Source organism: Pacificibacter marinus (assembly GCF_018860665.1).
Taxonomy (GTDB): domain Bacteria; phylum Pseudomonadota; class Alphaproteobacteria; order Rhodobacterales; family Rhodobacteraceae; genus Celeribacter; species Celeribacter marinus_A.
The window spans coordinates 37,539-48,703 of the sequence record NZ_JAHKPK010000026.1 but is presented as its reverse complement, the minus strand read 5'-3'; the positions used below and the strand labels follow the sequence as shown (position 1 = coordinate 48,703).

At 53.6% G+C, this 11,165-nt stretch carries 9 protein-coding genes, 1 tRNA gene and 1 pseudogene; 1 reads left to right on the top strand and 10 read right to left on the bottom strand.

The features are described 5' to 3' along the window. The 5 genes and pseudogenes from KO497_RS08960 to KO497_RS08940 all read right to left on the bottom strand — a co-directional run. Positions 1 to 157: pseudogene (locus tag KO497_RS08960) on the bottom strand (IS3 family transposase); the annotation flags it as partial. A gap of 78 nt (positions 158 to 235) precedes the next feature. Next, on the bottom strand, positions 236 to 961 hold the full coding sequence (locus tag KO497_RS08955) for a DUF4236 domain-containing protein (protein WP_215943632.1): 726 nt from the start codon (positions 959 to 961) through the stop codon (positions 236 to 238). Between the two features lie 595 nt (positions 962 to 1,556). Then, positions 1,557 to 1,631, bottom strand: a tRNA-Gln gene (locus tag KO497_RS08950). Between the two features lie 301 nt (positions 1,632 to 1,932). Next, the gene (locus KO497_RS08945; RefSeq protein WP_252729587.1) at positions 1,933 to 3,687 is read right to left on the bottom strand and encodes a capsule biosynthesis protein; all 1,755 of its coding nucleotides are present in this window, start codon (positions 3,685 to 3,687) and stop codon (positions 1,933 to 1,935) included. A gap of 43 nt (positions 3,688 to 3,730) precedes the next feature. Further along, the gene (locus tag KO497_RS08940; RefSeq protein ID WP_215943630.1) at positions 3,731 to 4,384 is read right to left on the bottom strand and encodes an ABC transporter ATP-binding protein; all 654 of its coding nucleotides are present in this window, start codon (positions 4,382 to 4,384) and stop codon (positions 3,731 to 3,733) included. Between the two features lie 463 nt (positions 4,385 to 4,847). On the opposite strand from KO497_RS08940, the gene KO497_RS08935 reads away from it, so the two are divergent. Then, on the top strand, positions 4,848 to 5,651 hold the full coding sequence (locus KO497_RS08935) for an SseB family protein (protein ID WP_215943629.1): 804 nt from the start codon (positions 4,848 to 4,850) through the stop codon (positions 5,649 to 5,651). Between the two features lie 30 nt (positions 5,652 to 5,681). Here the strand turns inward: KO497_RS08935 and KO497_RS08930 are convergent, their stop codons facing one another. Genes KO497_RS08930 through mreC form a run of 5 tightly spaced genes read right to left on the bottom strand, consistent with a single transcriptional unit; the run spans position 5,682 to position 11,137 of the window. Further along, entirely contained in the window at positions 5,682 to 6,614 is a 933-nt protein-coding gene (locus KO497_RS08930) for a 2-hydroxyacid dehydrogenase (protein WP_215943628.1), read from the bottom strand. Positions 6,615 to 6,632: 18 nt separating this feature from the next. Then, a complete protein-coding gene (gene rodA / locus KO497_RS08925; RefSeq protein WP_215943627.1) occupies positions 6,633 to 7,781 on the bottom strand; it encodes a rod shape-determining protein RodA in 1,149 nt (382 codons plus the stop codon). Then, positions 7,778 to 9,703: a penicillin-binding protein 2 gene (mrdA, locus tag KO497_RS08920; RefSeq protein ID WP_215943626.1), complete on the bottom strand. Its 1,926-nt coding sequence runs from the start codon at positions 9,701 to 9,703 to the stop codon at positions 7,778 to 7,780. The genes rodA and mrdA overlap by 4 nt, the downstream gene beginning before the upstream one ends. Further along, positions 9,700 to 10,239 carry a rod shape-determining protein MreD gene (locus KO497_RS08915; RefSeq protein WP_215943625.1) on the bottom strand — a complete coding sequence of 180 codons (540 nt, stop codon included), beginning with the start codon at positions 10,237 to 10,239 and terminating at the stop codon, positions 9,700 to 9,702. Before KO497_RS08915 ends, mrdA begins: the two co-directional genes overlap by 4 nt. Then, the gene (mreC, locus tag KO497_RS08910; RefSeq protein WP_215943624.1) at positions 10,232 to 11,137 is read right to left on the bottom strand and encodes a rod shape-determining protein MreC; all 906 of its coding nucleotides are present in this window, start codon (positions 11,135 to 11,137) and stop codon (positions 10,232 to 10,234) included. The genes KO497_RS08915 and mreC overlap by 8 nt, the downstream gene beginning before the upstream one ends. Positions 11,138 to 11,165 lie beyond the last annotated feature (28 nt).

Genomic DNA, 11,165 nt, shown 5'->3' with positions numbered 1-11,165 from the left:
CGCGACGGCATAGCACCGAGATGCTTTCCTCGCCACGCAGGCCCGCCAAGACGATGCGGATTTTCTCTTCAGCTGAATAGGTTTGCCGCGTCTTGCGGCGGATGTTCTTAACCACCTTGTCGGCGGCGTCTTTTGATGTCTGGGGCTTCTTCGTCATCTCGATCTCCTAATCGATAAGATGAACCAGAAATCCTCCGTTATTCAAATCCTCAAATCTGTCCCACGGGTGCTGACGTCAGACATTGCGAGCGTTTGCGATCTGATCGATGGCGTCGACGAGCACCTTGTACCGGTCCTCCGCCTCAGGCTCGAGACTATAGGCGAAAATAACGTTTCGCCTAGGTACATCCATCATGTTTCCAATCAAGTAGGTCACGACAAAGAGGATGGCGAAAAGGCTGATGATAGCTGGGTTTTGCGTGGAGAAGGAAAAGGCAAGACCGATCGCCGCAGCGATGCAAAACATGAGTGCATACGAAGGGCGTTCCCTCGCCTCATTCAGGCTTCTTAGGGCCTCTGAATGGCTCTCTGAAATAAGGACGTCAGCCTCGGCCGAAACGATGCGCCGCATTAGTACGCCATCCTCAGTCATGTAGGTCGGTAGCTTTTCGCTAGGAGCGATCTTAGCAACCTCTGAGGCATAATTAGCCTCCACATGGGAGGACCCAGCACTCGATTTTCGGCCAATACCGCCAAGCGTTTTTCTGTAATAAACGCCATTTTTGCCCGCGTGGATATAATGGCCTCGTGGTCCAGTCCCGACCCTAAATCCTTTAACGCCTGCAGAAATACCTAGACCTGATTTGGAAAGGTTAATCCTGAAAGGACCCAAGCTAATAGAATCTCTTATGTAAATAGGCATGAGCGCCCCCTGTAATAAAATATAAATGTAGGTTGCATTAGAAATGCGTACCGCGCCAGAACTGAAATGAGGGGATAGTTTAGAAAGCGTATCGTCCATGCTTAGCACGCAGCATATCCTAGTGCTCAAAAGCCTGAAGGCTGGGCGATTGCGGCAATTGCAGAAACATCGGTCGCGGCAATGATGCGAGTGGAACGAACGACTTGTTCGGTAAAGCTGCGCCGCGGCGCGAACCACTGCTTCGAATGGCACCTAAGGGCCGGAATTTCCGAGAAATCTTGTCAGCTCTCCGAAATCGGACATTCCTGCACTCCGCAGCATCGGTCTACTCAGGGCTCGAACCTGCCGTTAGCTGCGTAATGCACCAAGGTCCGGTTTGGGCCGTGAGTGACGCATCAAAGATAGACTTAGCGATCCATGCGGTGTGAGAGCGCCTCCGCAGGCTCAATCGGTTGCCTAAAGGGCTCAGTGCGATTGAGGTATGTGATTGTCGTAAGCCTGCGCAATTTGCGCTGAGCGGGCGGTGCTCGGGATCAGAGCGTGTAGATTATTAGAATTTCACGTCAGCGCGGCAGGAACCATGTAATCAATCAAGGATGGCTTTTCTGGCCCCAGACTCCAGTCTTGCCTGGTCAAGGTTTCAAGTTGGACCGGTTAGGTTCCAATTTTGACCGAACATCACAATTAGAAAGATTGGCTGGGGTGGTAGGATTCGAACCTACGGTACACGCTACCAAAAAGCGTTGCCTTACCACTTGGCTACACCCCAACTTGGAGCGTTGATTAGTCTGTCGTTGCGGGCTGTGCAACCCCTTTTTGCATAAATTTGGAAACTCGAATAAGAAAATTTTGAAAGGTCGTGATGGAACCGGCTTTGTGCGGCCTTGGCGAACCAAACGCTCCGAATTCGGAAAGGGAAGAGGGGAGGTTGGAATGTGTAGATCGTGTATGCCTAATGGAGGCTTTATATAAATCCGTCGACAAAACTACATCTTATACAAAACAGTACCCCATAAATAAGGACGCAACGATGGGCGCCCTTATGTGTCTATTTTCAAGATGTGTTAGATTTACGCCGAAACCTGTTCACGCAGCACCGCAGCTGTGAGAGAGGCCAGCAGATAGATGCCTGAGAACAGCAAGAACGCCAGAATGGTGTTTTCAAACTTGCGCGGATAGGTGGGCTCATCTGGCGCCACAGGGCTAGAGCTTAGCGACAGGTAACGTGTTTGTCTGTTGGCTTCGATACGGGCCACCTCGAGCGATTGAATGGCTTGTTGTGCCATCATTTGGCGGGTTTGAAGATCAACTTCTGCCATGCGCAACTCAGCCGAGATACGGGCCAAAGAGCTTGACGACCCTGTCGCCTCAGTCATCTGGGCGCGCAGATTGGCCACGGTGCCTTCCAGACGGCCAATATCGCCTCTGACGCCTTCAACACGGGCTTGGTTGGGGCGCTCATTGTCCAAAAGTTGCTGCAGTTGCAATTGCTTTTGTTGTAGCTGGGTTTCAAACGTCGAAATCTGCCCCATCAGTGCGCCGGTTTCGGCCTCTGGTGAAATGATGCCCAGTTGTTCTTGCAAGAGCACAACGCTTTCTTGCGCTTCATCCATTTTGAGTTCGGCGTCTTCCAAGCTTTCGCGCGCCCCCTTCATTTGGTCTTCGCGCTTGCGCTGGGTGAGGTTGTCCACCCGCTCCTCTGCGTATTTGATCAAGGCGTCACTGAACTGCTTCGACACGTTCGGGTCTGCTGCGACCACTTCCATTTTCAGCAAACCTTCGGTCGGATCGTAGCCAATGCTGACGCGTTTTGAGTAGACCTTATAGGCTTTCTCATTGGTCGGGTTCTCGGGCAGGCGCTGAATGGAATCGATGGCTTCTGAGGCGAAATGACTTTTAAACCCAACGTCGGCATCAAGACGCAGCATGGCGTCACGGCTTTCAAGGTAATCCTGAACGGCAATGGAATCTTGCGACCCGCCTAAGGGTGATCCTGAAAAAAGACCGCCAGCGCCAGCCGAAGCAGAATCGGCTTGTTGAATCACAAAGGCTGATTTCGTGGCGTACATCGGCGTGGCGATCGTGTAGAAATAGACTGCGGACAAAAATGTAGGAATGCCGACAAACACAGCCAGGCGAGAGACAAGCAGCATCGTTTTACGGCGACGTCGTTTTGCAATGTCGAGCTGAATTTGTGAAATTTCGCTTTCGCGCGACAATCGTTCCATCACGTCAGCGGAGGGCATGGCGGCGGTTTCGATGGTTTTAGGCAGCTTGTTGCCGGTGGTCGCGGGAAGATTAGCGTCATCTTCGGTGGTGACCATGTCGAGCATGGCCGAGCGTTGGAAGGGATCAATCCCTTTTTGGCGCAGCAACCGCACGGCATCGAAATCGGATGTCGGTGCGAGGCCATGCTTTTGCGCGACGCGACGCGCCATGCGCAATTGGCGCCCCGTCAGGCCCTCGCGTTTAATCGTATCGATGTCTTGATCGATGGATATTTCATCGGCAGGTGTGACATCGCCAGTGGCCACGGTGGAGGATGCAGGGTCTTGTGCGTTAGAGGCCAAAGCGTCCGAAATCGCACCGCGGGATGTGCGACGCTGTGTGGCCGCAGGGCGTGGTTGTGCGGCAGCAGCACCCGGAAATGGGACGTTGCCAAAACCGTCGTCATTGCCACCGTTATCAAACAGTCGCGAGTCATCGACAGGTGCACGAGACGCGGAGGAGGGCGCCGCTTGCGCAGCTGGCTGTTGCGTCGATACATTGGCTGGTGCCGCTGCGGGAGCTTGTGGCGCGTTGACGCGTGCAGCTGCTTCAGACATGTTTACTGCGCGCGGAGATCTGCGGACGCGAAACTTTTGGGCTTTAGGCTTCGTAGTCATAGAGCACTTTTGCCTCTTCTAATGTGTCGAACATATGCAGTTTACCTTTGCGTAGGACTGCAGCAGATCGACAGAATTTTTCTAAAGTGGAGGCTTGGTGAGACACCACAATGATTGTGGCTTTCTCTAGCCTCTCGCGCAAGATTGCGCCAGCTTTGCGGTTGAAATTGACATCCGCGGTCGAGGGCATGCCTTCGTCGATCAGGTAAATGTCAAAATCGAGCGCCAAAAGCAGCGCGAAAGACAGGCGCGAGCGCATACCGGAGGAATAGGTGCCCACTGGCATATCGAAGTATTCGTTTATGTCACATAGCCATCTGCAAAAGGCTTCGACGTAATCGGGGTCAAGATCATAGAGTTGTGCAATGAAACGGACGTTTTCGCGCCCTGTATGTTTGCCGATTAGCCCGCCCATGAACCCCAAAGGAAAGGAAATGCGACAGCCGCGGCGAATATCGCCCTCGTCAGGTTTTTCCAACCCGCTCATCATGTTGATGATCGTGGTTTTGCCCGTGCCATTGGGGGCCAAAATGCCAAGAGAATTGCCAAGCTCTACCCGAAAGGAAGCCCGATCAAGGATCACCTTTCGCTGTGTGCCTGTCCAAAAGGACTTACTTACATTGTCAAACTCGAGCATCGTTACGCCTCGAAACTTCTTTGCTCATTTATCCTTAACGGACTTTTCTTAAAGAGAGTCTTACGCACTCAATTTGTTCATATTATGTCGCGCAAAAGGCGGTTAATCCACATCAGAACAACATTCATTGTCATAAAACGGGTAAACTTGCGGTAATTTGACACTACTTGCGTTAATTAGACACCGATCGGGAAACAATTCCGAAGAATCACAGTGTGATTACAGGGTAATGTGTCTGTAAAGGATACAATTTGTCAAAATAATCGCAAACGCGACTGTTGTGAATGGGCGCAGATCGTCCGGAGCCTTTTGGTGTGATCTAAGCAATAGAATCTGCGCGGCCGACATGAATGCAGTTTTGCTTGCCTCCTCGGCCTGAGAACAATACGGGTTGTACCGAACAAACCGATCCGTTTGGGCCTATGTTGTGATGGGCTAGATCCATGTCGGTAGAGGAGCCTGTATGACCGACCAATCCACGCCCGATCTCACGCCTATCGATGTGGCCCACGCTGCGATGGAGGCTGCCCAAAACGACGACACGTTGCGATTGCGGTTCTTTGAACGGCTGGCCGATTGCGAGTTGTTTTTGTTGTTGGATGCCGAACCCATTGGCGACGGCCCGATTGAGCCACGTGTGTTTCCCGTCGAAGACCAAAGCTATGTTTTGGTGTTTGACCGCGAGGAACGCTTGGCAGAATTCGCAGGGGAAGCGCCCTATGCCGCACTGTCGGGACGGGTTTTGGCCGATATGTTGGCGGGGCAGGGTATCGGCCTTGGATTGAATTTGACCGTCGCTCCGTCTGAGATGCTTTTGCCGCCTGAGGCGATGGATTGGCTTAAAAACACGCTGGCCCACGCCCCGAGCGAGGCCGAAGCCAAACCGGAAGAAATCACCCCACCGCATGGTCTGCCTGAAACTCTGGTCACAGCGCTTGATACAAAACTGGCGATTGCGGGTGGTTTGGCGCGTGTCGCTTATTTGGCGGGCGTAACTTATGAAGGTGGCACGAAAACCCATCTTTTGGCCTATGTAGATCACATGCCCGGCTCAGAAGGCGCGTTGGCGCAATTGGTGGCCGAGGCTTTGACGTTTTCAGGTATTGAGGCGGGCGCTTTGGATGTTGCGTTTTTTGCCCCCAGCGATCCACTTTGTGCGGCCCTTGCACGCCATGGGTTGCGCTTTGATCTGCCACAGCCAGAGCCGCAATCGACAGGGCCATCTGCGCCCGGAATGGACCCAAACAAGCCACCTATCTTGCGTTAATGTCGAGTTTCGAGATGGTTTGCCCGCGTGTTAATAACCCGCTGTGCGATCCACAAGATGCAACAATGGCTGGCCCGTTTCAGATCGTTTGATATTCTCTGCAATCACCTGAGACGCTGACTTGGGTCGCGTATCTGCCGCGATATGCGGAGTCACCGTGATGTTCGGGTGCTGCCAAAACACATGTGTTTCAGGCAAGGGCTCGATGCGAAACACATCTAATGTGGCGTGGCCAATTTGGCCGCTTTCAAGGCTTGCAAGCAAGGCGCTATCATCAATTAAAACCCCGCGCCCGGGGTTCAGAATGACAGCGCCGCGCGGCATCAGCGCCAAAGTTTCAGCGTTCAACGTGTTTTCTGTCTCAATTGTATTGGGCAACAACAGCACGCAGATCTCAGCACTCTGAAGGGCGTGTTTCAACCCATTAACACCATGTAAACAGGTGACACCCTTGATGTCTTTAGGGCTGCGTGACCAGCCTGTGACGTTAAAACCGAGTGAGGCCAGAGCCGTGGCCGCAGCACCACCGAGCATCCCCAGCCCCAAAACAGTGACGCGCCTGTCGCGCGCCAGCGGCGGTGTGGTTTGATCCCACAGGCCTTTCAGCCCGTGAATGTAACGATCCATCCCCAGATGGTGACGCATCACATGCCCCACCACCCATTCGGTCATGCCAAGCTCTAATCCCTCGTCCACCATACGGCACAAAGGTTGCGTCAGAGTGGCGTTGCCGACGATGGTTTCGACGCCGGCCCAAAGGCTGAGCACCGCTTTTGTACGGGTGAAGGGGGCAAAATTTGTTAGTGCAGGGTTGGGGGCATAAACGATGTAATCGGTTTGCGCTGCGGGCATGTCAGGGTTGATCTGTGCAGTGACACCTTGCGCCGACAGCGCTGCGGGCAGTTCGTCTTTATAGGCACCCCACAGGTCGTCCTGTGCTGAAAAAAGAATATTTACGGTCATGTCACGCCTCGGTGTTTGTTACGATTTACTGCGTGGGCGATGGACATGGGCCGATTGTACGATGCCAAAGGCGGCCATCAACACCAGCATGGCAGAGCCGCCGTAAGATACCATCGGCAAGGGCACGCCCACAACGGGGGCAAGGCCCATAACCATCGACATGTTCACTGCGAAGAACAAGAAAAATGTGGCGGCGATGCCGATGGTCACCAAAGCGCCAAAACGGTCTTTGTTGTTCATCGCAGAAATCAGACAAAACACGATCACGCCAGCATAGAGCATGAGCAAGGAAAATCCGCCCAAAAAGCCGAATTCTTCGGCCAAGGTGGTGAAGATGAAATCGGTGTGTTTTTCGGGCAAAAAGTTCAGCCGCGATTGCGTGCCTTGCATGAATCCGCGCCCCGTCCAGCCGCCCGAGCCGAGGGCAATTTTGGATTGGGTGATGTGATACCCCGCGCCCAATGGGTCAGATGAGGGATCCAAAAACGTATCGATACGCCGGTATTGATAGTCTTTGAGCAATTGCCAAGGCGTGCCACGCGATGAAAACACAGATGTCACCAAGGCGGCTCCCATCGCCGCAATGGCTCCAAAATACCACCAACTGACCCCCGCTGCGAACATGATGATCGCACCACCGAACACCAGCAAAAGCGAGGTGCCAAGATCGGGTTGTTTGAGCACCAAAGCCGTGGGCACCAAGATTAAAATTACAGGGATCGCAACCCAAAGCGGACGCGAGACTTTTTTGATGTCCAGCCAGTCGTAATAGCCAGCCAGCAACATCACCAAGGTGACCTTCATCAATTCAGACGGCTGCAGTCGCATAAATCCAAGGTCGATCCAACGCTGCGCGCCCATGCCGACATCGCCGAAAAATTCGACGACCAGCAGTAAAACCAAAGACAGCAGATAGCCGATGCCAGCCACATTGCGCCAAAACCAGATTGGGACCATTGCGATCATCAGCATAAGCGCCAGGCCCACGCCAAACCGCTTCATTTGCGGTTCCGCCCATGGCGAAAACGATCCGCCTGCATTGGAATAGAGCATGATGAACCCGACACTGGCCACCGCCGTAAGCAAAATCACCAAAGCCCAATTGACGTAAAGGATTTTGGACAGGCCTGTGGGCACTGTTTTGAGGTTTTGTTCGAGGTAACTCATGCGTTGCTCCTTGTGCTGGCGCCACCATCATCAGGGCGCAGGGGCAAAGCCTCGAGACGGTTTTTGATCGTCCCGCGTTGAGATTGTGGATAAGAGGCCAAAGGCGGCACTGCACCATGTAAAGCAAACAGCATCAAATCGCGCGCAATCGGAGCGGCCGCCGTCGACCCGCCTCCGCCGTGTTCGACGACGACTGAGACGGCGTATTTGGGATCATCGTAAGGCGCAAAGGAGACAAACAGTGCATGATCGCGTTCTTCCCATGGCACGTTATTGTTGTTCACAACCACGTTGCGGGTTTGGCTTGTGCCGGTTTTGCCTGCCATGTGCATGCCGTCTTCCACAATCCGCGAGCGGTAAGCCGTGCCACGTGAACTGTTCAACACCTCATACATGCCTGTGCGCACAGCGCGCAGCATATTTTCGTTGATATCCAATGGGCCCGCGTCTTGGATCGGTTGTTCAATCCCGTCGATCGTTTTGACAAGGCGTGGCGTAATCGCGCGCCCCGTGGCCAGTCGCGATGTCATCACGGCCAGTTGCATCGGGGTCGTCAGCACAAAGCCTTGGCCAATGGCGGCATTCAAACTGTCGCCGATCACCCAATCCGCGCCGCGCTTTTCACGTTTCCATTGTTTGTCAGGCATCAGCCCCGTGGACATACCCGGAAGCGGCAAACCATAGTCGTCGCCAAGTCCAAGTCTGCGGCCCATGTCAGCAATTTTTTCAATCCCAGCGCGCTGGGCCAGTTCATAATAGTAGACATCACAAGAATGACGTAACGAGCCGATAAGATTGACGTTACCGTGTCCAGCGCGTTTCCAGCAGTGAAAACGACGTCCGCCAACCTCGACGTGGCCCGTACAGCGCACGGTCTCGTCTGGGGTCACAACCCCAGCCTCAAGCGCTGCAAGTGCCGTGACCATTTTAAAGGTCGATCCAGGCGGGTAGGCGCCTTGGACAGATTTTGACGGCAAGGGGCGGTAAATATTTTCCAGCAAAGCTTTGTAATCCGCGCCGGAAATCCCGCGCACAAATTTGTTGGGATCAAAGGCAGGGGTGGAACCCGCAGCAATCACATCGCCCGTGCGCACTTCCATGATCACGGCTGCGGCACTTTCTCCATCTAGGCGTGCTTGAACGAAATTCTGAACCTTTTGATCAAAGGTCAATTGGATGTTAGAGCCCGCTACGCCTTCTTGACGGTCCAATTCGCGAATGGTGCGCCCGTGAACATTTTGTTCAACCCGCAAGGTGCCTGCGCGCCCTTTGAGCAGATCTTCCAATTTGGTTTCGACGCCCGTGAGGCCGATTTGGAAATCGGGGATGCGGTAAATCGGGTCGACGACGTCCATCTGATCCAACTTGTCGCGGGTCACAGGGCGGACATAGCCGACTGTGTGTACGAAATCATCGCGGAACGGGTAAAACCGCGTCAGACCCACTTCGGGGGATACGCCGGGCAAAGCTGGCCCGTTGGCTGCGACCGTGGAAAAGGCTTCCCATGTCAATCGATCTGCGATGGTCACGGGCACAGAGGGGCCAGTGTCACGGCTTTTGACTGTCTTGCGTACGCGTTCTTGCTCATCTGGCGTCAAACCAATCAGCTTTTCGAGTTTTTCCAAAACGACATCAAGATCGGCCGCGTCTTCTTTGCGAATGACGATCCGAAAGGTTTGTTCATTTTCGGCTAAAATCACGCCGTTGCGATCATATAGTAACCCGCGGGCAGGGGGCAGAAGACGCACTTTGAGGCGGTTTTCATCGGCCAAAAGGCGAAACTCTTCAGCTTGGTCCACCTGCATGAATCTCATGCGCAGACCAAGCACCCCCATAAAGGCCAGCTGTGTGCCGCCCAAAAACAGGGCGCGCCGCGATATTTTTCTGGCGCTCTCGGCTGTATCTGCTGGGGATCGTCTCATCGTGCATATCCGATCTGTTCGGCTTCTGCTGCGGTGATTTTTGTCACGCCCATCAAAAACGTCGAGATCAGCACGACGATGGGATAAACCAATAAGGTCGAAATTTGCTGCAAGATCACCAAGCCAAACGAAGTGTGATCGACGATGGAAATTCCTAAACAGATGCGGTAGACAACAGCAAGTCCAAGCAAGAGCGCAGAGACTGTTGCCCATTCGATTAAAAAGGGCATATCGCGTGACATGCCTTCGCGACCTCGTAAAAATTCGACCGCTATGACGCAAAGCGCCGCCCAAAGACCGGGCGGGCGCATGAATATAAAATCACCTATTAAAAAAATGAGACCCACCAAGACCATAGGCACATAAGCAGGGCGGCGCAGCACCCAAGCGAAAGCGAAAGCCAGCATTAAATCGGGGCCAGGCCAACGCCCTGCGCCAACCTCAAGCGGTAGAATACAAAAGAACAGCGCAATCGTGCAGATCAATACGAAACCGCCGCGATACATCCACTGTCTGATCACCCAAGGCTCAACCATTGGACGCCTCCGCAGGTTCAGCTGTGGTTGACAATGGCGCTTCGGGGACAATCAATGATCCGGGGTCGGTGATGCGCTCGCCTTCAAGCGATCGCAGCACGCGCAGATAGTCGAGCCGTTCATAATCGGCGGCCAAAACAACCCGCAAGCGTCGATCCGCGCCAAGCGCGACTTGGCCTATCACCAAGCCTGACGGGAAAACCCCGCCATCGCCTGAGGATACGACCCGATCACCGGGGCGAACCAATTCGAGGCTTTCGATAAATTCAAGTGGCGGGCGCGCGGTATTGTCGCCAGATAAAATCGCACGCTGGCCAGAGGGTTGAATGGTCACTGGCAAGCGCGAATTGCTGTCGGTGAGCAGCACGACCCGTGCTGTGTTTTCGCCCAAGCCCGAAATGCGCCCCACAAGGCCGATCCCGTCCATCGTCGCCCAACCGTCCAAAATCCCGTCTCGCGATCCGACATTTAACAGCACGGATTGACGAAACGGTGATCCGCTGTCGGCCATCACCACACCGGTGACATAAGTATATTTGGGATCAAGTTGGACGTTGTTCAGATCAAGCAGCTTGGCGTTCTTTTGTTCCAGCTGCAATGCCGCTTCTTTCCACGCCTGCATTTGACGTAACTCGCGCCGCAATTCCTGATTTTGTTCATAAATACGTCGGTAACTTTGAAAGTTTTCGACCATATCGACAGTCTTGGTCACGGGCACCAAAGCCCATTCAAAAGAGGGCACAACACGGTCCACAAGCTGCGCGCGGACGCGTTCGACGCGGGGGCTATCGATGCGCCACAAAATGAAAATACCAAACAACAAAACAATAAACAACGCAGACAGCAATCTGCGCAGAGGCCGAATATAGTCGTCAGTTGTGTTCGTGTCTTTGGCCACGTTTACTTCGAACCTTTAAAGGATCGCG